This window comes from Stenotrophomonas sp. 22692, from assembly GCF_052045015.1.
GTDB lineage: Bacteria > Pseudomonadota > Gammaproteobacteria > Xanthomonadales > Xanthomonadaceae > Stenotrophomonas > Stenotrophomonas geniculata.
Genome location: NZ_JBQEMR010000003.1, coordinates 173,226 through 194,460, shown reverse-complemented (window position 1 = coordinate 194,460; position 21,235 = coordinate 173,226). Strand labels below are relative to the sequence as shown.

General features: G+C 64.1%; 33 protein-coding genes and 1 tRNA gene. 24 read left to right on the top strand and 10 right to left on the bottom strand.

The window, feature by feature from the left end:
- Nucleotides 1–4 precede the first annotated feature (4 nt).
- From ACTJJM_RS05645 to ACTJJM_RS05635, 3 genes are read right to left on the bottom strand one after another with little or no spacing between them, the layout of a single operon-like run.
- A complete protein-coding gene (locus tag ACTJJM_RS05645) occupies nucleotides 5–625 on the bottom strand; it encodes a hypothetical protein (RefSeq protein ID WP_440865278.1) in 621 nt (206 codons plus the stop codon).
- Nucleotides 622–1,932: a replicative DNA helicase gene (locus tag ACTJJM_RS05640; protein ID WP_440865277.1), complete on the bottom strand. Its 1,311-nt coding sequence runs from the start codon at nucleotides 1,930–1,932 to the stop codon at nucleotides 622–624. The genes ACTJJM_RS05645 and ACTJJM_RS05640 overlap by 4 nt, the downstream gene beginning before the upstream one ends.
- Nucleotides 1,929–2,774 (bottom strand): hypothetical protein, encoded by an 846-nt coding sequence (locus tag ACTJJM_RS05635; RefSeq protein ID WP_440865276.1) that lies wholly within the window; start codon nucleotides 2,772–2,774, stop codon nucleotides 1,929–1,931. The genes ACTJJM_RS05640 and ACTJJM_RS05635 overlap by 4 nt, the downstream gene beginning before the upstream one ends.
- Nucleotides 2,775–2,818: 44 nt before the next feature.
- Between ACTJJM_RS05635 and ACTJJM_RS05630 the strand changes: the two genes are divergently transcribed.
- Nucleotides 2,819–3,028: a hypothetical protein gene (locus tag ACTJJM_RS05630; RefSeq protein WP_164078655.1), complete on the top strand. Its 210-nt coding sequence runs from the start codon at nucleotides 2,819–2,821 to the stop codon at nucleotides 3,026–3,028.
- An 84-nt stretch (nucleotides 3,029–3,112) separates the two neighbouring features.
- Here the strand turns inward: ACTJJM_RS05630 and ACTJJM_RS05625 are convergent, their stop codons facing one another.
- Entirely contained in the window at nucleotides 3,113–3,478 is a 366-nt protein-coding gene (locus ACTJJM_RS05625; protein ID WP_164078656.1) for a hypothetical protein, read from the bottom strand.
- 362 nt (nucleotides 3,479–3,840) lie between these two features.
- On the opposite strand from ACTJJM_RS05625, the gene ACTJJM_RS05620 reads away from it, so the two are divergent.
- Nucleotides 3,841–4,368, top strand: a complete 528-nt coding sequence (locus ACTJJM_RS05620) for a hypothetical protein (RefSeq protein ID WP_440865275.1) — start codon at nucleotides 3,841–3,843, stop codon at nucleotides 4,366–4,368.
- A gap of 37 nt (nucleotides 4,369–4,405) precedes the next feature.
- Here the strand turns inward: ACTJJM_RS05620 and ACTJJM_RS05615 are convergent, their stop codons facing one another.
- Nucleotides 4,406–4,639 (bottom strand): hypothetical protein, encoded by a 234-nt coding sequence (locus ACTJJM_RS05615; protein ID WP_065197426.1) that lies wholly within the window; start codon nucleotides 4,637–4,639, stop codon nucleotides 4,406–4,408.
- A gap of 102 nt (nucleotides 4,640–4,741) precedes the next feature.
- Here ACTJJM_RS05615 and ACTJJM_RS05610 point away from each other — a divergent pair, with 102 nt between their 5' ends.
- The 19 genes from ACTJJM_RS05610 to ACTJJM_RS05520 all read left to right on the top strand — a co-directional run bounded on the left by ACTJJM_RS05610 (nucleotide 4,742) and on the right by ACTJJM_RS05520 (nucleotide 14,849).
- The gene (locus ACTJJM_RS05610) at nucleotides 4,742–5,410 is read left to right on the top strand and encodes a LexA family transcriptional regulator (RefSeq protein ID WP_281055844.1); all 669 of its coding nucleotides are present in this window, start codon (nucleotides 4,742–4,744) and stop codon (nucleotides 5,408–5,410) included.
- Nucleotides 5,411–5,454: 44 nt separating this feature from the next.
- Nucleotides 5,455–5,901 (top strand): hypothetical protein, encoded by a 447-nt coding sequence (locus ACTJJM_RS05605; RefSeq protein WP_440865274.1) that lies wholly within the window; start codon nucleotides 5,455–5,457, stop codon nucleotides 5,899–5,901.
- Between the two features lie 158 nt (nucleotides 5,902–6,059).
- Nucleotides 6,060–6,410: a hypothetical protein gene (locus tag ACTJJM_RS05600; RefSeq protein ID WP_440865273.1), complete on the top strand. Its 351-nt coding sequence runs from the start codon at nucleotides 6,060–6,062 to the stop codon at nucleotides 6,408–6,410.
- A gap of 109 nt (nucleotides 6,411–6,519) precedes the next feature.
- Nucleotides 6,520–6,816, top strand: coding sequence for a hypothetical protein (locus tag ACTJJM_RS05595; RefSeq protein ID WP_440865272.1), 297 nt, complete (start codon nucleotides 6,520–6,522; stop codon nucleotides 6,814–6,816).
- A complete protein-coding gene (locus ACTJJM_RS05590) occupies nucleotides 6,806–7,096 on the top strand; it encodes a hypothetical protein (RefSeq protein WP_440865271.1) in 291 nt (96 codons plus the stop codon). Before ACTJJM_RS05595 ends, ACTJJM_RS05590 begins: the two co-directional genes overlap by 11 nt.
- A 41-nt stretch (nucleotides 7,097–7,137) precedes the next feature.
- Nucleotides 7,138–7,656 (top strand): hypothetical protein, encoded by a 519-nt coding sequence (locus ACTJJM_RS05585; protein WP_440865270.1) that lies wholly within the window; start codon nucleotides 7,138–7,140, stop codon nucleotides 7,654–7,656.
- A gap of 101 nt (nucleotides 7,657–7,757) precedes the next feature.
- A complete protein-coding gene (locus ACTJJM_RS05580; RefSeq protein ID WP_049446523.1) occupies nucleotides 7,758–8,468 on the top strand; it encodes a hypothetical protein in 711 nt (236 codons plus the stop codon).
- On the top strand, nucleotides 8,465–9,334 hold the full coding sequence (locus tag ACTJJM_RS05575; protein WP_440865269.1) for a recombinase RecT: 870 nt from the start codon (nucleotides 8,465–8,467) through the stop codon (nucleotides 9,332–9,334). Before ACTJJM_RS05580 ends, ACTJJM_RS05575 begins: the two co-directional genes overlap by 4 nt.
- Nucleotides 9,331–11,019, top strand: coding sequence for a lambda-exonuclease family protein (locus ACTJJM_RS05570; RefSeq protein ID WP_440865268.1), 1,689 nt, complete (start codon nucleotides 9,331–9,333; stop codon nucleotides 11,017–11,019). The genes ACTJJM_RS05575 and ACTJJM_RS05570 overlap by 4 nt, the downstream gene beginning before the upstream one ends.
- The gene (locus ACTJJM_RS05565) at nucleotides 11,019–11,234 is read left to right on the top strand and encodes a hypothetical protein (protein ID WP_440865267.1); all 216 of its coding nucleotides are present in this window, start codon (nucleotides 11,019–11,021) and stop codon (nucleotides 11,232–11,234) included. The genes ACTJJM_RS05570 and ACTJJM_RS05565 overlap by 1 nt, the downstream gene beginning before the upstream one ends.
- Nucleotides 11,231–11,452, top strand: a complete 222-nt coding sequence (locus tag ACTJJM_RS05560) for a hypothetical protein (RefSeq protein WP_440865266.1) — start codon at nucleotides 11,231–11,233, stop codon at nucleotides 11,450–11,452. Before ACTJJM_RS05565 ends, ACTJJM_RS05560 begins: the two co-directional genes overlap by 4 nt.
- Nucleotides 11,449–11,826 (top strand): zinc-finger-containing protein, encoded by a 378-nt coding sequence (locus ACTJJM_RS05555; RefSeq protein WP_440865265.1) that lies wholly within the window; start codon nucleotides 11,449–11,451, stop codon nucleotides 11,824–11,826. Before ACTJJM_RS05560 ends, ACTJJM_RS05555 begins: the two co-directional genes overlap by 4 nt.
- On the top strand, nucleotides 11,823–12,113 hold the full coding sequence (locus tag ACTJJM_RS05550) for a hypothetical protein (protein ID WP_414614823.1): 291 nt from the start codon (nucleotides 11,823–11,825) through the stop codon (nucleotides 12,111–12,113). The genes ACTJJM_RS05555 and ACTJJM_RS05550 overlap by 4 nt, the downstream gene beginning before the upstream one ends.
- Nucleotides 12,110–13,114: a hypothetical protein gene (locus ACTJJM_RS05545; RefSeq protein ID WP_440865264.1), complete on the top strand. Its 1,005-nt coding sequence runs from the start codon at nucleotides 12,110–12,112 to the stop codon at nucleotides 13,112–13,114. The genes ACTJJM_RS05550 and ACTJJM_RS05545 overlap by 4 nt, the downstream gene beginning before the upstream one ends.
- Entirely contained in the window at nucleotides 13,107–13,334 is a 228-nt protein-coding gene (locus ACTJJM_RS05540) for a hypothetical protein (protein WP_440865263.1), read from the top strand. Before ACTJJM_RS05545 ends, ACTJJM_RS05540 begins: the two co-directional genes overlap by 8 nt.
- Nucleotides 13,327–13,479: a hypothetical protein gene (locus ACTJJM_RS05535; RefSeq protein ID WP_181451821.1), complete on the top strand. Its 153-nt coding sequence runs from the start codon at nucleotides 13,327–13,329 to the stop codon at nucleotides 13,477–13,479. The genes ACTJJM_RS05540 and ACTJJM_RS05535 overlap by 8 nt, the downstream gene beginning before the upstream one ends.
- The gene (locus tag ACTJJM_RS05530) at nucleotides 13,472–13,654 is read left to right on the top strand and encodes a hypothetical protein (RefSeq protein WP_440865262.1); all 183 of its coding nucleotides are present in this window, start codon (nucleotides 13,472–13,474) and stop codon (nucleotides 13,652–13,654) included. The genes ACTJJM_RS05535 and ACTJJM_RS05530 overlap by 8 nt, the downstream gene beginning before the upstream one ends.
- Nucleotides 13,655–13,665: 11 nt before the next feature.
- Complete coding sequence (locus ACTJJM_RS05525) at nucleotides 13,666–14,001, top strand: hypothetical protein (RefSeq protein ID WP_230080651.1); 336 nt, start codon at nucleotides 13,666–13,668, stop codon at nucleotides 13,999–14,001.
- Nucleotides 14,002–14,009: 8 nt separating this feature from the next.
- A complete protein-coding gene (locus ACTJJM_RS05520) occupies nucleotides 14,010–14,849 on the top strand; it encodes a tyrosine-type recombinase/integrase (protein WP_440865261.1) in 840 nt (279 codons plus the stop codon).
- 93 nt (nucleotides 14,850–14,942) lie between these two features.
- On the opposite strand, the gene ACTJJM_RS05515 is transcribed toward ACTJJM_RS05520, so the two are convergent.
- Together ACTJJM_RS05515 and ACTJJM_RS05510 are read right to left on the bottom strand one after the other, a co-directional pair.
- A tRNA-Arg gene (locus ACTJJM_RS05515) sits at nucleotides 14,943–15,011 on the bottom strand.
- 112 nt (nucleotides 15,012–15,123) lie between these two features.
- On the bottom strand, nucleotides 15,124–15,636 hold the full coding sequence (locus ACTJJM_RS05510) for a hypothetical protein (protein ID WP_440865260.1): 513 nt from the start codon (nucleotides 15,634–15,636) through the stop codon (nucleotides 15,124–15,126).
- Nucleotides 15,637–15,781: 145 nt separating this feature from the next.
- Between ACTJJM_RS05510 and ACTJJM_RS05505 the strand changes: the two genes are divergently transcribed.
- Nucleotides 15,782–16,903: an XRE family transcriptional regulator gene (locus tag ACTJJM_RS05505; RefSeq protein ID WP_180849037.1), complete on the top strand. Its 1,122-nt coding sequence runs from the start codon at nucleotides 15,782–15,784 to the stop codon at nucleotides 16,901–16,903.
- Between the two features lie 11 nt (nucleotides 16,904–16,914).
- Nucleotides 16,915–17,400 (top strand): hypothetical protein, encoded by a 486-nt coding sequence (locus ACTJJM_RS05500; protein ID WP_111187881.1) that lies wholly within the window; start codon nucleotides 16,915–16,917, stop codon nucleotides 17,398–17,400.
- Nucleotides 17,401–17,473: 73 nt separating this feature from the next.
- Here ACTJJM_RS05500 and ACTJJM_RS05495 read toward each other — a convergent pair whose 3' ends face one another.
- Nucleotides 17,474–17,767: a hypothetical protein gene (locus tag ACTJJM_RS05495; RefSeq protein ID WP_440865259.1), complete on the bottom strand. Its 294-nt coding sequence runs from the start codon at nucleotides 17,765–17,767 to the stop codon at nucleotides 17,474–17,476.
- 278 nt (nucleotides 17,768–18,045) lie between these two features.
- Between ACTJJM_RS05495 and ACTJJM_RS05490 the strand changes: the two genes are divergently transcribed.
- A complete protein-coding gene (locus ACTJJM_RS05490; protein ID WP_440865258.1) occupies nucleotides 18,046–18,711 on the top strand; it encodes an SOS response-associated peptidase in 666 nt (221 codons plus the stop codon).
- Nucleotides 18,712–18,740: 29 nt separating this feature from the next.
- Here the strand turns inward: ACTJJM_RS05490 and ACTJJM_RS05485 are convergent, their stop codons facing one another.
- Nucleotides 18,741–19,586 carry a hypothetical protein gene (locus ACTJJM_RS05485; protein ID WP_440865257.1) on the bottom strand — a complete coding sequence of 282 codons (846 nt, stop codon included), beginning with the start codon at nucleotides 19,584–19,586 and terminating at the stop codon, nucleotides 18,741–18,743.
- Nucleotides 19,583–21,217, bottom strand: a complete 1,635-nt coding sequence (locus ACTJJM_RS05480) for a hypothetical protein (RefSeq protein WP_440865256.1) — start codon at nucleotides 21,215–21,217, stop codon at nucleotides 19,583–19,585. Before ACTJJM_RS05480 ends, ACTJJM_RS05485 begins: the two co-directional genes overlap by 4 nt.
- Nucleotides 21,218–21,235 lie beyond the last annotated feature (18 nt).

Here is a 21,235-nt window from a genome sequence, read left to right as displayed (position 1 = left end):
TGGCTCACGCCACCCTCCTGTTCTGCCCAGCCATGTTCCAGAACTCGGCGCGCACGTCGTCGAGCATCACGTGGATGTAGTTGTTGCCGATGTACTCGGTCAGGCCGTCGAAAAGCTCCTGGAACCGAGCCTGTTCCATCTCGTCGAATGACAGGCTCTCGGCGCGCTTGACCGGGATGGTGCGGATCTCCGGCAGCACGCCGGCCAGCACCTTGCGAGCGCCTGCACCCAGCAGCGCCTCGCAGGCGTCCAGCACCGCGGCGATGACCGGCGTGGCGTCCATTTCCACCGTCTCGCAGCACACGTTGGCGTCCAGTTGCAGGCGCTTCACCGCGTCGTGCGCGTCCAGCTGCTCCCAGCCTTCGACGTTGTCGACCATCAGGTGCCCGATCTTGTGGATCAGGCGGTGCTGCCATTCCTCGCGCGGCTGCTTCAGCTCGCTGCGGATCTCCCGGCCCACGCGGAACTTGCGATCGCGCAGCAGGCGCTGGTCGACGGCATTGGCCGGCACCAGGGCGCCCACCAGCTCGCCGGTGTTCGGGTCGATCAGCTTGGCCACCACCAGGTAGATCGGCCGGCGGGCGCGCTTGGCGCGGATCTTCTTCGCTGCAGCAGTCAGGGTCATGCGACTTCCCCCAGCTCGTCGGCCGCGCTGCGGTTGACGTAGGACGTCGACCCACCGTGCCAGGTCACCGGCACCACACCGATGTTGCCGTGGCGGTTCTTCACCACGTTGATCTCGGCGGCGGTGCGCTCGGCTTGCGGGTTGGACAGGTCGCGCCACAGCATCATGATCTGGTCGGCTTCCTTCTCGATCTCCGAGCTGTCGGCCAGGTGCTTCATCTGCGGCCGCTCTCCGTCGGCCTCGCGGTTCACCTGGGCCAAGGCCACCACCGGGATCCGCAGGTCGCGGGCCAGGTTCTTCAGGCTGCGGGTGATGCTGCCCACCTGCTGGTGCTTCGGTGCGCGCGACATCGATGCGATCTCGATGCGCTGCAGGTAATCGACGTAGAGCGCGCGGATGCCCAGCTGGTGTTTCCACCGGCGGGCCTCGCGCACCACCTCGGTGATGTCCGGCGATGGCCGATCGTGGATGCGCACCGGAAGCGCGCCGTACTGCTCGGCGGCGTGCAGCAGCGAGCCGACGTCGTCGTGACGGAACTTGCCAGCACGCAGGCGGCCGACGTTGACGCCGGAGCCAGCTGCCAGCCAGCGCAGGCCAACTTGGTCGGCGGGTTGCTCGCCAGAGATCAGGCCCACCGCCCCACCCTTCGCGCCGGCTGCAGTGGCACCCAGTAGGAAGCCCGTCTTTCCCATCGCCGGCCGCGCACCCACGATGATCAGGTCGCTGTCGTGGAAGCCCCCCAGCGCCTCGTCCAAGTCGAAGATGCCGGTGGAGACGCCGATCAGCTTCCCGCCGTTGCGCTGCGCTTCCATGGCCTGAGCCACAGCAGCATCGAGCGCCGACTGCGAGGTGTGTTCGTAACTGCGGTCGGCCGTGTGCAGGGTCATCAGCCGCTGGATCGCAGCGTCCACCGCGTCCTCCTGCCGAGCCTGCGCGCCTTCCTGAAGCTCTCGCGCGATCGCCAAGGCCTCACGGTCACGCCACGCGGCCAGCAGGATCGACGCTTGATAGGCCGGCTGGCTGCTGGGGTACAGATCGCGGTCGACGCCAATCAGCATCGCCAGCTCGCTCAGTCGCGGGCTGCCCATGCGGTCGGCCACGTCCGAGATCGTCACCGCGTCCACCGGCTTTCCACCGGCGTCCATGCTGCGGATCAGCTCCCACAGCTGGCCGTGTGCCTCGTTGCCGAAGTGAGCTGGCTGCAGCGGCATGTCGGCGATGCTGGACGGCCGGCACATCGCCGTGTGCAGCACCTGGCGCTCGACCTGATGGATCGCCGCGCGGTGGTTGGCTTCGAGGGTCGTCATGCGCTGAGCCTCGGCAGTGCGCCCTTCTGCGGCGCTGGCGCTGTACCCGGCCGGGTCGGCGCCTGGTTCTGCGCGCGGCTCAGCCAGGAATTCACGAACCGCATGGCACCGCTGCGGGTTTTCCGGTTCTTCGGATTGGAGATCGTCCAGGCCTTGATCGCCCGCAGGGTCTGCATCACGTCAATGGCCGGGTACAGCTCGGCGAACTCACGGACCTGGGCCTCGGTGATTTCGAAGTCCTTGCCGTCGTTCAGCAGGAAGCTGACGGCCACTGGCGAAGCAGGCTCCGGTGGCAGCAGGTCATCAGCCGGAGCCGGCTCGGCCGGCGCAGCGCAAGTGGTTTGGTTTGGGTTCTCTCTGGGTTGGGTTGGGTTGGGTTCTGTTTGGGTAACCGTTGGGGGAACCGTTTCGGAAACGGTTTCTGCAACCGTTTGGAGAACGGTTCGGTAGTCGTTACCCAAGTGCTTGACGTACTTCAGGATTGCGCCGGCCACGCGGGCCTTTGCCTCCCCCTTCGGAAGCGCCTCGAACTCCGCCATGCGCGCCGCCGCCACGTTGCCGTTGGCGACCTTGTTCCAACGCAGGAATCCGGGCAGAAAAACAACCCCTTCGAAACGGTATGCGAAACCGTTTCGAGACAGTTCGGCAAACCCTTCCGAAACCCTTTCCAGAGACCACCCGAGGTCGGCCATCACGTAGCCATCCGGGCAGCGGTAGCAGCCCAGCCCGTTCGAGTGGGGGCCGGTCATCAGGTAAGCGGCCAGCAGCTTGCCGGCATCGGTCCACTCTTGCGCATCCTGGCTCTGCCAGAACGCGCACTGGATCTGTCCATACTCACGCATGGGATACTCCCCCCTGCACCACCCCATCCACTGAAGGAGCAGCCATGGATTTGAGGAACATTTCGCAGGTCGGCCACACTGACCGACAGGAAGACGTCAACAGGATGCTGCGCGAGGGCTGGGTCCTTCTGGCTACCCAAGGCGGCGTCGATGACGAAGGGCAGCCGGTGTTCTGGCACGCGCTGGGCTTGCCAGAGGACCCCGTCGCGCTTGCGATCGAGCTGCTACGGAACAAAGAGCGCGCGGCAGACTGATTCATCGGGCACCGCCTAGCAGCTGCAGGCAGCCAGCTATGAACCAAAGAGATCGAACGGCCAGCATGGCCTTCTCGGTAGCGTTCATGGCCACTTAATCCCCAGCTTGGCGAGCGTCCCGCTCAGGGCAGAAAGGTGCTGGTGCAGTTCGGCCAGCGCCTCTGCCGTCGCTGCTTCGGGAGTGACCAAGTAGCGCTCGATCAGGTAGTGGACCGGCGAGACGTCCTTGGTTGCCTGGATGTAGCGTTCCAGGTCATCGATGGACAGCCCCCTCGGCTTGCCACCGCTGTCGCAGCCGGCAAGCTTCTCGCTCAACTTCGAAGGGGCCATGTCCAGCTGCCCGGCCACAGCCGTCAGGCCTGCGCCGCGGTGGACCATCGCCGCCATGTGGTCTCGGAGTGTCGGGTTGCGGGTCAACCCGTCTTCATAGGTAATTTGCTGACTTTTCATGCAGTTATCCCGTGGGTGGGAATGCGGGGGAAGACGTTTTCCCCTGCGTTCCCCTGACTGGTTCTGAAAATGGCCGCATCCCAAAATCGGAGTGCAGCCCTGTGGCGAAAACGAATCAGCTGGCCGGAGCCAACGTCCTGACGCTCATGCGAATGGGTGGGAAGTGGTTCGTGTTGAAGCGGGTCGGCGAGCGGGTCGACGTGCGGGCGGTAGGCCAGGTGGCGCGGCCGCGGCGGCGCCGGAAGGTGCCCGGGGTAGTGATCCCCTTCCCCGCCCGGGCCGGCATGTGACCGGCTGGATAGGCGCCCGTCTGCCGGTAGAGTTGGCGGTGCGACCCAACCCAACTACCACCGGAGACGGACATGGATTTCAGTTCAATCGCCACTGCGATTGCCTCGCTCAAGAGCGCCCAGGAGTTGGCCACCGCCACCCTGTCGGTTCGCGACTTCAATCAGTCGGCCGCGGCTATCGCGCAGATCAACGAGAAGTTGCTCGCAGCCCAGCAGGGTCTGCTCGCTCACAACACCATGCTGCTGCAGTTGCAGAGCGAGTACTTCCAAGCCACAGAGGAACTGCGAAAACTCAAAGAAGCCATCGCGAAGAAGGACCGCTACCCGCTTGTCGACATCGGAAACGGTGCGCTCGCATACCGCTGCGACATCGAGACTGGCGGGCAAGGCGATCCAGAAGTCGCGCAGCCGCAACACCACCTCTGTCAGGTCTGTTGGGATCGTGATGGCACTCGAAGCGTCCTCCAGCCCGCTCCTCGTTTCGGCGGAGATCTCTACCGCGTATGCAACAGTTGCGGAAAAGAGCTTCTTGTCGGGCGAAACGTTGCGGCTGATCGTGCAGCGGCGCCCGCCGGGGCCATCTACAACCCGCTGGCCTGATGCGAGGATCTGGTGGGTTCGAGCAGGCGCGTCCATTTCAGGCGGCGGCCCCGGTTTCCGGGGTCTGCTGCTCGATGTCGGTCGGCGCCGGACCGAACACATCGGTTCGGGTGACCCGCGTGTAAGGGGGGATGCCCCGGTACTTCCAGTTCTGTACTCGCTGGGTGCCCTTGGGCATCGCGAAGCCCAGTCGTCGGGCCACTTCGGCGGGGCCACCGAGCTGGTCGATCAGCTCGGAATCCTTGTGCATGGTCGTGGTTGGCTGGTTCATGCCAAGGATTAAACGCCATGTTTATTCCACAGTCAACATGGCGTGTAACAACGCCATGTTTAGCCACAGGACAATGCCCCTATGGCTGAAATGCACCCTTCGATGAAACGGCTCTACGCCGCCGCCGCTCACCTCGATTCGCCGATCCGAGGCCAGTCGGCTGTGGCGCGAGCCTTGGGCCAGTCGCCGCAAACGCTAAAGAACTGGGAGAGCCGGGCGACCGGAGTGTCTGCCGCTGGCGCGAACAAGGCGCAGCAGATGCTCGGCATCAGCTCCACTTGGATCCTTGAAGCCCAACCGCCGATGCTGATTGGTGGCCCCTCGCCGGTCTCCAGTTCTGCGACAAACTGTGACTATGTTCGCGTTCAGCAACTGGACGCGGAGGCAGGCATGGGCGAGGCAGTGGAAAACGTCGACTACCCGGAGGTGATCCGGGCTATCGATTTCGAACCCGGCTACATCCGGAGCATCGTGGGCTTCGTGCCAGCACCAGGTCGGTTGAGGCTCATCACGGGTAACGGAGACTCCATGCAACCCGTGATCCAACCCGGAGATGCGGTGGTGGTGGATACGGGAATCACCTCTTTCGACGGTGATGGCATCTACCTGATCAACATGGGCAACGGCCAGCAGATCAAACGACTGCTGGACAGGGGTGTAATCCATGTCGCCAGCGACAACAAGAGCTACGGCGATCCCTTCCCGATGCCAGATGGCACGTTGATTGGGGGGAAGGTGTATCTGCGAAATAGGATCGAGCGGTTCAACTAGGGGTTTTGCGACACAAAGGGGGAGTTGTGAAGGAAAAGCTATGGATGGTTTTGGGAACGCTGCTGTTCGTGGGCGTGGGAATCGCAGCACTCTTCTTTACCGGCGCCCTTCTCAATCTGTTGCTATGGCTGAGTAGCCGCGGTGCTAGCTGGTTGCTGCTCGCGTCGATCGCCTATGTGGTTTTCAGCCTGATCGTGCTGCTGCCACTCGCTGCATTCCGCGGAACCAGGCGCTTCGCAGGTGGTGGGATGACCGTGGGCAAAGGCCTGTTCGGCTTCACGCTCTGGGTTCTCTGCATTGCACTGACCTTCGCCAAATGGGGGAAGACCGTTACGATCGTCGGGCTTCTATTCTTCGGCGTGGGCATCCTCCCCATGGGCGTCGTTGCCGGTTTCCTGACCGAACCCTGGTATGGGGGATTTGTCCCAGTGCTGTTGATAGCGGCCTACGTTGGAGCGTCCGCTGCCGCGAACCACTTCCTCGAGGATTGACCGGCTCATCGGTAGACCAAGACCCCGCCCCGGCGGGGTTTTTTGTTGGCGGCCCCGAAATTTTACACACCAACATTAAACGTCGTGTTGACTTTCAAATAAACGCGGTGTTTAAATGATCCTCGTCGGCCCACCCGGGCCATATGACGGGGTTCACCATGGCACTGCAGCCATACAGCGACCGGGCACGTAGCGCCCAGCGCAACTGGGACAACCAGGAAGATCCGCGTTTCGGTCAGGAATACCGCGCCGAGCAGGCCGCGGAACTGGCCAAGGCCTACCGCACCGCCCCGGCGAAGCTGCGCGAGGCCGAGGAACTGACGGCCGGCACCTTCAGCGGTACCCACTACACCGAGGTGTCGCTGGCGCTGCACCGGCTGCACCACACGGACCCGGCCGACCTGATGGGCTCGGGCGTGCTGCTGGACCTGTACCGGCTGGCCCGCGACGAGGCCGCCGCGATCGACGCGCAGCTGCTGGAAATGGCGCTGCAGCAGGTGGCCGCATGACCGCCGCCGAACGCGAGCAGCGCCACCACGTGGTGGCCACTGTCGTCACGAATGCCCTGTCGTTCTGCCTCGGCGTGCTGGCCGCGCTGCTGGCGCAGGCGGTGCTGTCGTGAGCGCCGGGCTGCTGGCAATCGGCGTGGATGCCGCGCTCGACAACTGCGCGCACTACCTGCGCGAGGAACAGGGCCTGGTTGACGCCGCTGCACAGATCGACGCCGTGCGCATGGCCTTCGCCGACGTCCGCTCCGCAGCACGCGCCTACCGAGACTCCAGCGATCTGGTCGACGTGATCACCACCGGCGATCGCTTGGACGCCGCTCTGGCGGCCTGCGAACCCACCGACACCGATCACAACCGCGAGGCCGTGGACGGCCTGTGTGTGGAGGAATCCGACGATGCGCGCTGACCGCTACGGCGTCTTCTCCGTCTGCCCTGTTACCCGCACCGAGCAGCTGGTGACCGTTCACCGCTGGGCTTGGATGGCCACGCTGTGGGCTGCACAGCTCGACCACGTGGGCGTGCTGTTCGTGCACCTGGTGCGGCCGGTGCGCGTCCCTGTCCGCCGTCGCCCTCTGATGGCCCGCCTTGGCTGCCGCAACGGCGCCGACTTCCTCGCATTCCTGGGCTGCATCGCCATCGTCCTCGGCCTTGGCTGGGCGATGTGCTGGCCGCTGGCCTGGTCCTGACTTCCCGCCGGCGCGGCCGGCTCCTACGAGAGGCACCACCGATGTTCCAACTCGATCAACACGATGCGGTGTTCTCGCATCTGAACCTGCGGAAGGAAAAGCACGGCGACGAAGACGCGGCCGCTGCTGACCTGAAGTTCTCGCTGAACGCCCCGAACACGATCCTCAACACCATCGACCCGGCCATCCTGCCGGCGTTCTGGAAGAAGGCCGACAAGGGCCAGCAGCAGAACCTGCCGATGGAAGGCAGCACCGACCTGGTGGCGCTGAACCTGCCGCTGCTGGGCGAGCAGGACATCACCGGGAAGTTCGAAGGCTACGAGCTGTCGATCGGCTCGCTGATGGACCACATCGAGGCGGTGTTCTTCGCCGACGCCAAGGTGAAAAAGATCACCTGGAAGCCGCTCGAAGGCGGCAGCGTGGCCATGGGCTTCACCGTCTCGGTGCTGCTGGACGAGGACGAAGACGCCGAGCTGATCTCCGCCTGGCGCCGCAGCGAGGTGCGTCTGACCCTTACGCCGCCGAGCGCTGCCGCGCAGCAGGAAGACCTCGCCGCGTAACGCATTCCCCCGCCCGCCCCCTGCGGGTGCCTGCGCCGGCCAGGCCTTCCACAAAGCCGGCACCTATTCCCACATCACCGGCCCCGCCGGATGGAGCACTCATGAGCACCGCCGCCAAAGGCATCACCGAGCTGCACAACAACGATCTCCAGTTCGTCGTTACCCGCATCCCGAAGGACATCCGCTCGCTGCTGAAGGACGCCAACGTCTGCATAGGCGGTGGCTTCATCCGCGAGACCATCGCTGGCCAGAAGGCAAACGACGTCGACTTGTTCGGCAGCAGCGTCGAAACGCTGAAGCTGGCAGCGAAGCTGCTGAACGAGAAGCGCGAAGGCCGGCTGATCGAAACCGACAACGCCCTGACCCTGGTCACGGCCAATCGCATGCCAGTCCAGTTCATCACCCGATGGCTCTTCGCGGAACCGCGCGAGGTCATCGCGTCTTTTGACTTCACCGTCTGCCAAGCCGTTGTGTGGTTCGACCAGGCGACTGAGAAGTGGAAGTCGGCGATCGGCGAGGACTTCTATCGCGACTTGGCAGCGCGCCGGCTGAGCTACACGCATCCACAGCGCAACGAGGATGCCGGCGGCTCCCTCCTTCGCGTCCGCAAGTTCCTCGCGCGCGGCTACTCGATCCAGGCCCTGAGCCTTGCCGGCGTGGTGGCACGTCTCGCCAGCGCTGTGGAATGGGACAAGGTCCGGGGCAACGAAACCCAGGCCACGCTGGTGATGACCGGGCTGCTGAGGGAAGTCGATCCGCTGCTGGTCGTCGATGGCATCGACGTCGTTGACGAGCATGAGGTGGTCGAATGAACGCCCTCCCAGCAGTTCAATCGCAGCCGCGCCAGCAGTTCGACCTCAGCCCGCAGACGTTTGAGCAGGCCCTGACCTTCTGCGACTACCTGGCCAACAGCGACTTGGTCCCGAAGGACTTCAAGGGCAAGCCGGCCAACTGCCTGATCGCCATCCAATGGGGTGCCGAGCTGGGCCTGAAGCCACTGCAGGCCGTCCAGAACATTGCCGTCATCAACGGCCGCGCCGCGCTGTGGGGGGACGCCGTGCTCGCCCTGGTGCGCAGCTCGCCCGTGTGCGAGTTCGTCGAGGAATGGGACGAGCACGACACGGCCTACTGCAAGGTGAAGCGCAAGGGCGAGAAGGAAGCGCTGGTGACCTTCAGCATGGAAGACGCCAAGAAAGCTGGACTGATCGGCAAGCAGGGGCCGTGGTCGCAGTACCCGAAGCGCATGCGCCAGATGCGTGCACGCGCGTTCGCCCTGCGCGACATGTTCACCGATGTCCTGAAGGGCATGGCGATCGCCGAGGAAATCATGGATGTCCCGGCCGCGGGCACCGAGGTGCATCGCGCGACGGCGACGGTTGTTGCCTCCGAGCCGGCCATCTACGCGGCCGAAGAGTTCACCAAGAACCTGGCGAACTGGAAGACGGTGATCGAATCCGGCCGCAAGAGCGCTGGTGACCTGATCGCAATGGTTGAGGCCAAGGCCAAGGCGCGCATGACCGACGAGCAGCGGAGGCAGCTGCGCAAGTTCGAACCCATCACGGAGGCCGAGGAAGTCACCGATCCGGAAACGAATGCCGCGGACCCCATCACCGCTGCCGCCACTGCCACCGACGCTGCGGATCCCATCGACTGGGATTCCGAAGGAGACCGCGCATGAAGATCGTGAACCTGATCCAGGGCACCCCGGAATGGCATGCCCATCGCGCTGCCCACTTCAACGCCAGCGACGCGCCGGCAATGATGGGTTGCAGCCCCTACAAGACCCGCAGCCAGCTGGTGCGCGAGTTCGCTACCGGCGCGGCCGTTGAGCACGACGCCGCCACGCTGCGGCGCTTCGCCGATGGCCACAGTTTCGAAGACCTCGCACGGCCTCTGGCCGAACAAATCCTCGGGGAAGAGCTGTTCCCGGTCACCGGCACGCACGGCAAGTTCTCTGCCAGCTTCGACGGCCTGACGCTGCTGGAGGACACGGCGTTCGAGCACAAGTCGCTCAACGACGACTTGCGTCTGGCCATGCACGACGGGAACGATGCCCTGCCGCTGCACTACCAGGTGCAGATGGAACATCAGGCGATGGTCAGCGGCGCCGAGCGCGTGCTGTTCATGGCCTCGAAGTGGGCTGGCGACGAACTGGTCGAGGAACGCCACTGCTGGTATGTCCCGAACCCGGAGCTGCGCGCCAAGATCGTTGCGGGCTGGGCCCAGTTCGAGGCTGACGTTGCCGCGTATGAGCCCGCGGCGGTTGCCGCGCCGATTGCCTCCGGCCGCGCACCGGACCAGCTGCCGGCCCTGCGCATCGAGGTGACCGGCATGGTCACCGCTTCGAATCTGGCCGAGTGGAAGGAGCAGGCCATCGCCGTGTTCCACGGCATCAGCACTGAGCTGGTGAGCGACCAGGATTTTGCCGATGCCGAGACCACCGTGAAGTGGTGCGGCAACATCGAGGAACAGCTGAAGGCGGCCAAGCAGCACGCCCTGAGCCAGACCGAGAGCATCGATCTGCTGTTCCGCACGATCGATGACATCGCGGCCGAGGCTCGGGCCAAGCGTCTGGATCTGGAGAAGCTGGTGAAGCGCCGCAAGGACGAGCGCCGCACTGAAATCGGCAACGCCGCCCGCCGCGCCGTGCAGCAGCACGTGCTGGCAATCAACGAGAGCCTGGGCGAGCACGCCATTCCGATGCCGACGACGCTGGTTGCCGACATCGCCGAGGCGATGAAGGGCAAGCGCTCCTTCAGCAGCATGCAGGAAGCCGTGGACGCGGTGGCGGCCAATGCCAAGATCGACGCCAGCCAGTACGCCGACCGGATCCGCGCAAACGTGGCCATCCTCGCCGGGCATGCCGAGCACGCAACGCTGTTCGCCGACCGGGTCCAGCTGTGCGCGACGAAGGCGCCGGAGGATCTGCGTAACCTGATCGCGGCACGCATTGCGGAGCACCAGCAGGCCGAGCAGGCACGGCTGGACGCTGAGCGCGAGAAGATCCGCGAGCAGGAGCAGGCCAAGGCTCAGGAGGCGGCGGCTGCAGCCCAGGCCGCACAGGTCCAGCAGGTGCTGGTTGCAGAGGCAGCACCGGCGCGGACCGAGGCCGCTACCACCGCCAGCGCACCGTCGCCGAGCGCCACCCAGCGGCAGGTTGTCCGGATCAAGCTCGGCCAGATCGTGGATCTGATCGCACCGCTGAAGATCGACGCCGAAGGCCTGCGCCAGCTCGGTTTCGAGCCGGTGGCGACCGAGCGTGGATCGAAGCTGTACGAAGCCGACCAAGTCGACGCGATGCGCGCCGCGATGATCCGCAGCTTGCAGCGTCCACTGTCGGGCATCACCGCGCAGGCAGCCTGATGGACGTCGCCCTCTACCCCTGCCACGCCAAGAGCCTGCGCCGTGCCGGCCAGGCCCGCGCCCAGCTGTTCGCCCATGTGATCGAGGGCAAGCGCTACACCACCGCGCAGGTGGCCGAGATCCTGGACATATCCCATAGCGCCGCATACGAGCGGATCAAGCGGCGCCCTCACCCGCTCACCTGGGCGGACCTGCAGAAGGCACGCATGGCATGAAGACCTGCACGAAGTGCGCGGCCCGGCTGCCGCTGCGGTTCTTCCCCCTGATCAACGGCAAGGCCACCGCCGCGTGTGCGCCCTGCCGGAACACCGAGCGCCGCCTGCACGACCCGCTGCGCCCCCTGCGCCGCGATCCGCTGCAGGTGCGCCTCAACAACACCTTCAACCTGTGGCACGGGCCGGTGCGCCGCGTGCTGCTGCGGAGCCACGCATGAGCGATGTTCGACGTCCCTGTCCGGTCTGCAACAGCGAGGCCAAGTTGGTCACCGGCCGCGAGGTGTACCCGCACCGGCCGGACCTCTACGGAAAGAAGTTTTGGGCTTGCCTGCCGCATGGCGCTTGGGTTGGTTGTCACCCGGACAGCGAGCGGCGCATGGGGCGCCTTGCAACCGCAGAAACCAGGCGCCTGAAGATGGCCGCGCATGCCGCGTTCGATCCCCTCTGGAAGACCGGGCGCATGAAGCGCGCCAAGGCCTACGCCTGGCTTCGGGAACAGACCGGCCTGTCCGAGCGGGATTGCCACATGGGTTGGATGAGCGACGACAACCTGCGCCGCGTGATCGAAATCTGCGAAGGAGCCATGGCATGACCCACCACCGCTACGACCGCCGGCTGCCGAAGCGCACCGAGGGCTTCGCCTGGGGCCGGTCCATCGACAAGGTGCTGGGCGGCCACGTCCTCACCTACCGCCTGTTCCGCCGCGACCTGGCCGGAAAGCTGCACATCGAGACGCGGACGTTCCAGCTCAACGACCACCGCCGGTTCATCGCAATGGAGCTGCTGAAAGCGCGCCGCGTGCTGCGCGAACGCGTCGACCGCATCGGCTATGCCCTGATCGAGGCCGAACAGGCCTCCCAACTGCAGGAGGTTGCATGAATACCAACGACAAGACCCTGGCAGACGTGCAGCCCGGTGGGATGGTGAGGCTGGGGGATCAGGCAGAGCTGGATAGGCTTGAATTTCAGGCGTGGGCACGCGAGCTGCTTCCCTGTCCGTTCTGCGGAAGCAGTGCCGAGTTCGTGCCGTACAAGGACAACGGACTGACCCTGAAGTGCAAGAGCGTGGGATGCATCCAGCGGAACCAGCGCACCCTCCGCTACGGAATCGATTGGCTGCGGACCTCGATGGCAGAACACTGGAATACGCGCGCCCTCTCCGCCCAGCCCTCCCCGGGTAGTCAGGATGCGCTGGCATCGCTTCCGCTGTACCGACTGGCCGACGATGCGAACGGCAACCGTGGTCTGCACCGTGACGACACCGGCAGCTGGGTGAAGCTGCAAGACGTGGAGCGCGCCCTCGCCGCCCGCCAGCCGGTAAGCGATCAGCACCCGGACGACCTGGCCGTGGATGCGTTTGCCGCCGCCATGAAGGCCAAGATGGCCGCAGCCCGTGCCAAGGGCCGAGGTGGCTGGGAAGACCCCGCGCAGTGCAGCGCCGATGACCTCAGCAGCATGCTGCGCGACCACGTGGAGAAGGGCGACCCTCGCGACGTCGCCAACTTCTGCATGATGCTGCACCAGCGCGGTGAGGCTATCGCCGCTCGCCAGCCGGTGGGGGAGCCGGCCATGTATCAGGTGCGCCCGCGCCTTCTTCGAGAGGGTAAAGGCTGGCGCAAGGTGACAAAGCGCGAGTATGACGACCGTGGTCCGTTCCCCGGATACGACGAAGCCGAGTGGGAACGCCGCACACTCTACGCCGCCCCAGCCGCGCAGGCGGTGGACCTGGGACAGTTCCGTCGCCCCATCGAGGAGTGGCGCTCCGATATGCAGCAGTGGGTGGAGGGGCATGGCGACTACGATGGAGTGTTCGCCAAGGACATTGCCGAGGCAAACCGACTGCTGGCCCTGATCGACAGCCAGGCGGTGGGCAATGGCTAAGCCAGTCATCCGCACGTCCACATCCGCCCTGGTGCAGGTCACCGTGGAGGTCCGCGCCGGTTCCTGGGGCGAGGGCTGCCAGTTGGCCCAGGTGTATCGGCAGGCAGCCGCAAGCGCACTCGCCGAGCTGCATGGCGCCCTAGACAAGCGCGAGATCCGCGTCGTGGGCGTGGCGTCCATCAAGGCGATCACCACAGACACGACGGTGCTCAATGGCTGACCAGCTGCTCACCGCTGCAATGGTCCACGTGTTCGCCCTGGCCGGATTTGCGGCCGGCATCGCCACCCTGTGGGCGATCAGCCGCGCATGCCGCGCCGCGCGCAATGGGCTGCGCTGGTGCTGGCGGAGGTGCGCTCATGGCTGACCAGCTTTTCCCCCGCGAACCGCGCCGCATGAAGCAGCCGGCCAAGGATGTGCTGCGCGAGCAGCTGGTGGTCGAGGCCGATGAAGTGATCCGCCTGCGCGCTGAGGTCCTGCGCCTGCGCGACGCCGCAAACCATGCCACCGAGCAGCTGCGCGCTGCGCTGGCCACGAACTGAAGGAGGACCCGATGGGAGCTGCTGAAAAGCTGGACATCGTCGGAAAGGACTGGCTGACCGTGGACGAGGCCGCGCATTACTGCGGCGTTTCCCGAAGCCAGTTCGATTCGAACATCGCCGACTACGGCGTCGAACCCCGAAATTTCATGGGCAAGAAACTCTACGAGAAGGCCGCCCTCTACTCTGCAATCTACGGCTCCAGACAATGGTCAAGGTCACAATCTTCTGGCGGGACGGCGCCGCGTACCTCAACTGGCGGGAAGGCGGCAAGCGAAGCCGTGTCACCATTGGTCGCGTCAGCCCACGCGAAGCTGAGGGCATACGAGCAGCGAAAGAAGCGGAACTGACCCATGGGGTGCGCATCCTCCCCCGGCTGCCAACTGTCAGGGAGTTCCTGGAGGCGTACCTTGACTGGTACAAGGCGGAGCATCCGACCACACACGGCAAAGCAAAGAGCGAGGTCCGGCTGTTCATTGCCCGCTTCGGCCACCGACCGATCGACACCCTGCGACCGATGGAAATGGAGTCCTACAAGACGGACCGCCTGACCAAGGACAAGGTGGCCCCGGAAACCGTAGGCAAGGAAGTGCGCAGGCTGCAGGCCGCATTCCGGCGTGGCGTGAAGTGGAAGGAACTGGACTTCAACCCGCTGGAGGAAACTCAGGCGCCGCGCGGGGTCCGTAGCGTGGCCGTCCGATTCTACGACCGGGCCGCGATGCGCAAGCTGTACCGTGCAAACCCCGGTCGGGCGCCCCTGTGGCTGTTCATGGCACACACGGGGCTTCGCCGCGGCGAGTTGGTTGGGCTGGGCAAGGATTCGGTGACCGAGCGCAAACTCAGGGTCGAGAGCGAGCCAGACGAAGATGGCCAGGGGCGCACCAAGTCGGGCAAGTGGCGCGAGGTGCCGCTGAACCGGTATGCGCGCTGGGCGCTGCGCCACCTACCCGATCCGCTGGTGGCCGTGCACAAGGACACGGTGTCCGACTGGTTCGCATCGGATGCCAAGCGAGCGGGAATCGGCGGTAGCCTGCATCGGCTACGGCACACGTTCTGCGCCCACATGGTCATGGCGGGGGTTCCGTTGCGGCGGGTGCAGATCCTGGCCGGCCATGCCGATTACGCCACGACCGAGAAGTACTATGCCCACCTGACGCCAGAGGGCGACGACGGCGCAGTGGCGAAGCTGCGGTACTGATCCGCGCCGCTGGGACCACTGGGACCAAATCCTGTGGATATGCGGGAAACAGTGGGAAATGTCCACCACTGAGTCTGCCTAAGTTGTTGATTATGGTGACCCCGGCCCGATTCGAACGGGCGACCTTCCCCTTAGGAGGGGGGCGATCCGGCCATATCCGCCAATGCTCTTAGTGCGATCTGTGCCAATGCTGTGCCAGATTACGCGCGTCCGGGGGTCCGCAAGCGCCGTAAAACGCAGTATCCGCAGCAGTTGCGGAGCGCGGTCGGACCTTTCAGACGCCCCGCCGCATCTGCTCCAGCCCAGCCCTCACCCACGCCTTGCTGCGGACGTCCCTCGCTCGGGGCTTGGTCTCTGCCGGCGGCTTGCGCGGCTCAAGCGCCGCCTTGATCCGCTCGACCTCCTTCGCTCCGGCCTCGGCCAGGCGCCGTGCCTGTTGCTGCTGCTCGCGGGTCGGCGGCAGACCGGGCAGTGGCGGGGGCAGCTGGATCGGCGTGCTGTCGGTCAGCCGGGCAACGGCCTCACGCAGCGGCAGCTCGGGATAGAGCCTGGCCGCGCACCAGCGCTCGGCATAGCGCTTCGCCTGCCGGACGTTGGCCGCACGCACTTCCTTCACCTGCCACATCTTCTGGCCTTCCATCCATAGCCGGACCCCGGGACCGCCATCAGGCGTGACGCTGGCCGTCTCGCGGCCGTTGTACCAGAGCGCCCAGCGTTCACCGGTCTGGACCCAGCCAGAGGGAATGGGCGCGGTGCGGAAGCCTTGGTAGCCGTGCGAGGGAAGCATGGCCGGAAGGATACGGCCGGCCGTCGCAGATCCTGCGAACGCCACGGCGGCTTGGCTGAATCGTTTGGGAGAACCCCCAAGTCGAATTGTTAAATCTTGCTTCGGCAATTTGACAAAAACGTCAATTTGTCCGAATCTCCGATCTATGGAACCACGTACTCCCGGACAGCTCGTTACCGCCCTCCTTAAAGAGAAGGGCTGGACCAAACGAACCTTGGCGATCGTTCTGGCGGTCGACGAGTCAGTCATCACACGAATTGCTGCAGATAAGAAGCCGATTACCGCCGATCTCGCACTTGGGCTGGAAGAGCTTTTCCACGTCCCGGCAGAGCGCTTTTTGGCACTTCAGAAGGACTATGACTTGGCCCTTGCTCGAATCGCCTTTCAGCCCAGTCCCGAACGAGCGATGCGAGCCGAGATCTTCGGGTCCCTACCGATCTCCGAGATGATCAAACGGGGGTGGCTGAATGTGGAGAATCCGCGAGATGTGGCCGCTGTTGAAGCTGAGGTCGCGCGATTCTTCGATGTCAAAGCTATTCCCGACATTGAGTTCATGCCTCATGCCGCAAAGCGGACTCAGGTAGCAGCGACCGCTACACCTGCACAGCTCGCATGGATTCACCGAGTGAAGTCAATCGCGGCTGAAATGTTGGTGCCGAAGTACACACCTACGACAGGAAAGGCCGCGATCGAGAGACTAAAGCCTCTCCTACGTTCCGCCGAAGAAGCTCGAAAGGTTCCTCGCATCCTTGCGGAAGCCGGTATCCGCTTCGTGGTCGTCGAGACGTTGCCATCAGCAAAAATCGATGGCGTGTGCACCTGGCTGGCTGATGATGCGCCCGTCGTAGGCATGTCCATGCGCTTCGATCGAATCGATAACTTCTGGTTCGTACTGCGTCACGAGTTGGAGCATGTTCTTAGGGGCGACGGGAAGCACACGCCTGCCCTTGATGTTGAGATGGACGGTCGAACGGACGCCACAGTCGCCGAAGAGGAGCGGGCGGCGAATTTGGCGGCATCTGCATTTATGGTGCCGCCCGAGAAGCTGGCCGGTTTCATCGCGCGCAAGTCGCCTCTGTTCTCGGAACGCGACATCGTAGGGTTCTCTGCGCTCTTGGGCGTTCATCCTGGTCTCGTCGCTGGACAGCTTCAGCACGCCACTGGGAAATACGATCGCTTCCGGAGCCACTTGGTCAAAATTCGTTCGATCGTCGTTCCGGGCGCATCGACCGACGGGTGGGGCGACGTCGCGCCCTTGGGTCAGTAGGAGGTAGCTCTATGTCTACAAAGAGTCAGCGCTTACAGAACATCATCAAGCTCTACAAGCAGCGAACCGGTAACTCGTCGGTCATCATGCAGGACGTAGCTAAGTTCGCTGCAGAGATGGGCTGGCAGCTTCCCAAGCCTAAAGATCCCATCGATCTCCTGGCCGAGGAGCTGTCCAAAGCCGCTCGAGAAGAAATCCGAAAGGATGAGGTCACTGGCCGTCCTTATCGTGCGAATCTTGCAGTCACGACGAACAAGCCCGACGGCACTCAGTTCACCTTCTGGACTGACATCGACGAAGCTCCGCGGCATGTGGCGCATCGTTCGTTCACCCAGCGCCGCGATCAGATGATCGGTGACGCTCTTCAGCTGACCTTTGATGCGACCCATTGGAACCGCGTCCATGCAGATGAAGAGCCGATCAACATGGTTCTGGACTTCACCGATGACGTCGCCGAAAAGATGACCGCTATGGATATTGAGGACGAGGCGGCTTAACGCCTCTCCTCAACAATCCTACATGCCGGGGCGGCGCTGCTCACGCGCTCCCGGCCTGATGCAACATGGCCCTTCAATTCTCTTCGGTCGTAGCGCGCGACTCTTCCTTAACCTGCTCTCTCAAGGCCGCGTCGCTGGCCTGAGCCCGTTCCAGCGCCTGTCTTACCTGAAACGCCGGATCTTGGGTCACGCCTTCTAGGGCCTCAATCGCTTGGCGATTCGCTTGCAACCGATACTCGCGGTCAATCCGTGCCATTTCGGCTACGGCAAGGACAACGCTGACGATCACCACCACGGCGATGAGGCTCTTCCAAGGGAAGCCGTCTTTGCGGCGGGGCTTCTTACTTCGCTTTGGCAACTCTTCCATGATCCAGTCCGGCCATCTCGGTCAGGGGCTCCAAGGCCATGCTAGCGCCATGGAGGCCACTTGGCACAGCTACGCGGCACAGCATATGACTCTTGCAACTAGCCCAGGTGCCGGCGCGGCGCTGCTCACGCGCCCCCGGGTTGAGCTGCCTGCGGCCCCGGATCCGGCGAAGTCAGGATGCCCGCCCTGCCCCGCCGACACCATCGGGCAACCTCGCCCTGTCGGGTCGGGGTGTCCCTACACGCCCCGGGCACGGCCGGCCGGGCTACCCTCCGGCCATGTGCGGCCGTTTCGTCCAGCTCCCCGTGATCGACTTCGGCCAGCCGGGGCTGGCTGACCTTGCCCCCGGCCTGGCCGAGATCCAGCTCAGTTACAACTTGGCGCCCACACAGCGCGCGTCGGTGATCCTGGACCGGGGCGAAGGCCGGCAGGTCACCCGCCTGGCTTGGGGCCTGCTGCCCTTCTGGGCCAAGGCCAAGGGCCTGCAGGGTTCGACCATCAACGCCCGGATCGAGACGGTGGCCACCAAGCCGGCATTCCGGTCGGCGTTCAAGAATCGCCGCTGCGTGATCCCCATGGCCGGCTACTACGAGTGGTCCGTGAGCCTCGAGGACGGGAAGAAAGACCCCTGGTTCATCCACGCCACCGGGCCGCTGCTGGCTGCTGGCCTGTGGGAGGACACCAGCCCCCTGCTGCCCGACGGCAACCTGGGCACCTTCACCATCATCACCGGCGACAGCAGCGGCGTCTCGGCCGACATCCACGACCGCATGCCGGTGTGGCTGCAGGCCGGCCAGATCGATGAGTGGATGGCCGCAAGCCCCGACGACGCCATGGCGATGCTGCTGGCCAGCGAGCCGCCGGCGATGGAGGCGTACCGCGTCAGCCGCGCGGTGAACACGCCGCGGAACAATCGCGAGGATCTCTTGCAGCCAACGACTTGAGGGCTATGCCTCGCGATGGAAATGTCGAGTCAAGGCGCTAGGCTTGCGGGCGGGGTGAACGAGTCGCCGAAGTACAGGCCGCCGTCGGTCACAATTTCTGCATTCATCCTTGCAACGTCACTGGCTCGGACCTGATTGTATGTCCGCCCAGAAGCAGTCAAATCCTCCATGTATGTGCCGTACCAGATGTAGGAAGGAAGCCGCAGCTGGTCGGCGGCATTGGTGTTCAACGGTGACAGGCGCCCCCAACGAGCAGCCGCACGGAAACCATCTCCACCGCCCACATTGGTTATTCCGTTGTTACCCGCCGCTTCGTTCAACATCTGCATGCCCAACGCATTGCCAGTCATGTAGCCTGCAATATTCGAGCCTAGGGCGCCGGTATTGGTGATTGCCAGAAGGTGGTCAAACGCGCCTCCCGCCGGTTTCACCACGGTGTAACCGAGCGAGTTGCCAGTGCCCACTACCTGGCGGGTCAGCCATTGCCACATGGACACGTAGTAGATGTGGGTCGGGTTGTTCAGGACGTATTGAATCAACCAGCTGGGCAGGACCAAAGACGCACCCGATCCGGACGGCAACGCCGAGGACTGTGAGACCGCGACGTGCAGTCCCTTCTTCGGCGTACGCTCAACGTGCGGAGCCACCTCGGGAGAGACGGACAGCACAAGGCCGAGACTGGAATCGACCCCCGTAAGGTCCTCGGCGTAGGCAGCTGCCACGTTCGTGACTGTCGAACCGTGCGTGACGCCCTCCAAATCAACCGCGCGGGCAAGGAGCAGTGACCCGGGCACCACGATCGGGTCCGGTGATGAGATAGGAAGACTGGCATCCGTGAAGGGGCCCGGCACCACCATGGAAATTCCGTTGCTCACAGTACATACCCCTTGCTGATGATGTTGGCTGCGTGGAGATGCTGGTCGACCTGAATGCCCGCCGCGTTGCGATGGGTGTTGTCGCTCATCAGCGAGGGCGGCGGCCGATCATCGGCCACGGCTGCAGCATCTGCGGAGGTAACTTCGGTGATCCAACCATTTTCCATGGCCATATCGAGCCCCTGCACGATGAACTGGCGACGAAGGTCGAAGTAGCGTGCACCGTAGATGGTGGACAGCTGCTGATTCACCGAAAGAATCTGATCGTACTTTGCGTTCCCGGGACCCTCGGTCTGCATGTTGGTCACCGATGCCACGACGAACTGCTTAACCCGCGGCGAGAGGTTGTCGACCATGCGGGCGATGCTGTCGAGCAGCGGAGGAATGAAGTCAGCCAGGTAGACGTCATTGCGGCCAACACCGATTACCGCTACGTGGTCCAGATACTGCTCATCTTCAACGGCATGGAAAATGCTACCTGGCGGGCAGCTGACTGCAGAGCCTGAAGCGGCACGGGTGAAGGTCCAGGTGTTGGTGGAAAAATCGCGCGCCAGAGTTCCCCTGACGCCAACCAGATCGCCCACCCAAGAGGTGTTTACGTACGGGGTCAGTCCGGTGCTTGGGCTGGCCACGGTCACGCCCACGGATCCTGATGCAGGGATCTGCCCGCCGACGGCTCCCAGAGTAACGTTCTGGGCACCTTGGCGAATCGCAACGTCCCTTGAAGCCCAACCCGCAGCGCCCCTGTTGATAACGGGTACGCCGATCAGTGAAGACATTCCAGTCCCCTGAGCAGCCGTGATCGAATCACCCCACATGATCACGCGGCGCTGCGGAGTTAGCGGTTCCTGCGCACCCGAGGGAAGATCGCGACCCCACCGGCGGCCGGATCCATCAGTCCACGTCGCATAGTTGGAGCTGAGCAGCAGCGGATCAGTTCCAGAGCCGACCAGGTAGCGCATACCGGTACGAACGTTGTCTGCGTAGACCTTGCCCGCACCTTCGGTCAGCAGCCAAACTGGCTCCGACCCGGAAAGCCTATCGATGAGCGGCGTCGCGGGATCATCTGCCAATGTAGTGCTGAGCGGAAGCTCGGCCTTCACTGGCGCGAAGGTGCCATCCCAACGCCAGCCTCCAACATGGCGATGATTCGATCCCTCAAGCTTCCATGCGTAATCCCGATCGAACATCACGCGCAGCTGTACGCCATCCGCCACTCTTCGATCCACTACGGATTTATCCGCCTTCTGGCTCAGCACGTCGCCATCTCGGAACTGCAAGCCACCTGCCACCATCACGAACCGACCGCTGTTCGGAACAGTCTGACCTGTGATCGGATCGACATGCGTACCCGTATCGCCCACTACCGCCACCTGCCGGTTCTGCGGGATCTGCCCAGCCCCAGCCGCAGTATTCGCCGCCGCCCACGTCGGGAACTCGATGGTGCTGCCATCGGCAAGGAACTGCTGAAAATCCGTCTCAATACCGTTCCAGCTCTTCCGCGTAACCCCGCGGCGATCCTGCCACGTAAACGCGGTTCCGTTGATACCGTTGTCCAGGTTCTCGGCGTTGTCGTACAAATCCAGGGGCGAGCTGGAGCCGACCGGGTTGCCGGTGTTGTATTTGGTCATCTGGGTGCGTCTCCAGTG

Excerpts from the sequence above, each read along its gene's own strand:
- ACTJJM_RS05610 (WP_281055844.1), top strand. The coding sequence starts at position 4,742 with ATGAAACGGCTCTACGCCGCCGCCGCTCACCTCGATTCGCCGATCCGA.
- ACTJJM_RS05640 (WP_440865277.1), bottom strand. The coding sequence starts at position 1,932 with ATGACGACCCTCGAAGCCAACCACCGCGCGGCGATCCATCAGGTCGAG.
- ACTJJM_RS05580 (WP_049446523.1), top strand. The coding sequence starts at position 7,758 with ATGAGCACCGCCGCCAAAGGCATCACCGAGCTGCACAACAACGATCTC.
- ACTJJM_RS05565 (WP_440865267.1), top strand. The coding sequence starts at position 11,019 with ATGGACGTCGCCCTCTACCCCTGCCACGCCAAGAGCCTGCGCCGTGCC.
- ACTJJM_RS05530 (WP_440865262.1), top strand. The coding sequence starts at position 13,472 with ATGGCTGACCAGCTTTTCCCCCGCGAACCGCGCCGCATGAAGCAGCCG.
- ACTJJM_RS05525 (WP_230080651.1), top strand. The coding sequence starts at position 13,666 with ATGGGAGCTGCTGAAAAGCTGGACATCGTCGGAAAGGACTGGCTGACC.
- ACTJJM_RS05500 (WP_111187881.1), top strand. The coding sequence starts at position 16,915 with ATGTCTACAAAGAGTCAGCGCTTACAGAACATCATCAAGCTCTACAAG.
- ACTJJM_RS05625 (WP_164078656.1), bottom strand. The coding sequence starts at position 3,478 with ATGAAAAGTCAGCAAATTACCTATGAAGACGGGTTGACCCGCAACCCG.
- ACTJJM_RS05505 (WP_180849037.1), top strand. The coding sequence starts at position 15,782 with ATGGAACCACGTACTCCCGGACAGCTCGTTACCGCCCTCCTTAAAGAG.
- ACTJJM_RS05630 (WP_164078655.1), top strand. The coding sequence starts at position 2,819 with ATGGATTTGAGGAACATTTCGCAGGTCGGCCACACTGACCGACAGGAA.
- ACTJJM_RS05570 (WP_440865268.1), top strand. The coding sequence starts at position 9,331 with ATGAAGATCGTGAACCTGATCCAGGGCACCCCGGAATGGCATGCCCAT.
- ACTJJM_RS05495 (WP_440865259.1), bottom strand. The coding sequence starts at position 17,767 with ATGGAAGAGTTGCCAAAGCGAAGTAAGAAGCCCCGCCGCAAAGACGGC.
- ACTJJM_RS05560 (WP_440865266.1), top strand. The coding sequence starts at position 11,231 with ATGAAGACCTGCACGAAGTGCGCGGCCCGGCTGCCGCTGCGGTTCTTC.
- ACTJJM_RS05615 (WP_065197426.1), bottom strand. The coding sequence starts at position 4,639 with ATGAACCAGCCAACCACGACCATGCACAAGGATTCCGAGCTGATCGAC.
- ACTJJM_RS05605 (WP_440865274.1), top strand. The coding sequence starts at position 5,455 with ATGGTTTTGGGAACGCTGCTGTTCGTGGGCGTGGGAATCGCAGCACTC.
- ACTJJM_RS05540 (WP_440865263.1), top strand. The coding sequence starts at position 13,107 with ATGGCTAAGCCAGTCATCCGCACGTCCACATCCGCCCTGGTGCAGGTC.
- ACTJJM_RS05645 (WP_440865278.1), bottom strand. The coding sequence starts at position 625 with ATGACCCTGACTGCTGCAGCGAAGAAGATCCGCGCCAAGCGCGCCCGC.
- ACTJJM_RS05555 (WP_440865265.1), top strand. The coding sequence starts at position 11,449 with ATGAGCGATGTTCGACGTCCCTGTCCGGTCTGCAACAGCGAGGCCAAG.
- ACTJJM_RS05480 (WP_440865256.1), bottom strand. The coding sequence starts at position 21,217 with ATGACCAAATACAACACCGGCAACCCGGTCGGCTCCAGCTCGCCCCTG.
- ACTJJM_RS05590 (WP_440865271.1), top strand. The coding sequence starts at position 6,806 with ATGCGCGCTGACCGCTACGGCGTCTTCTCCGTCTGCCCTGTTACCCGC.
- ACTJJM_RS05490 (WP_440865258.1), top strand. The coding sequence starts at position 18,046 with ATGTGCGGCCGTTTCGTCCAGCTCCCCGTGATCGACTTCGGCCAGCCG.
- ACTJJM_RS05585 (WP_440865270.1), top strand. The coding sequence starts at position 7,138 with ATGTTCCAACTCGATCAACACGATGCGGTGTTCTCGCATCTGAACCTG.
- ACTJJM_RS05620 (WP_440865275.1), top strand. The coding sequence starts at position 3,841 with ATGGATTTCAGTTCAATCGCCACTGCGATTGCCTCGCTCAAGAGCGCC.
- ACTJJM_RS05510 (WP_440865260.1), bottom strand. The coding sequence starts at position 15,636 with ATGCTTCCCTCGCACGGCTACCAAGGCTTCCGCACCGCGCCCATTCCC.
- ACTJJM_RS05535 (WP_181451821.1), top strand. The coding sequence starts at position 13,327 with ATGGCTGACCAGCTGCTCACCGCTGCAATGGTCCACGTGTTCGCCCTG.
- ACTJJM_RS05600 (WP_440865273.1), top strand. The coding sequence starts at position 6,060 with ATGGCACTGCAGCCATACAGCGACCGGGCACGTAGCGCCCAGCGCAAC.
- ACTJJM_RS05550 (WP_414614823.1), top strand. The coding sequence starts at position 11,823 with ATGACCCACCACCGCTACGACCGCCGGCTGCCGAAGCGCACCGAGGGC.
- ACTJJM_RS05545 (WP_440865264.1), top strand. The coding sequence starts at position 12,110 with ATGAATACCAACGACAAGACCCTGGCAGACGTGCAGCCCGGTGGGATG.
- ACTJJM_RS05575 (WP_440865269.1), top strand. The coding sequence starts at position 8,465 with ATGAACGCCCTCCCAGCAGTTCAATCGCAGCCGCGCCAGCAGTTCGAC.
- ACTJJM_RS05635 (WP_440865276.1), bottom strand. The coding sequence starts at position 2,774 with ATGCGTGAGTATGGACAGATCCAGTGCGCGTTCTGGCAGAGCCAGGAT.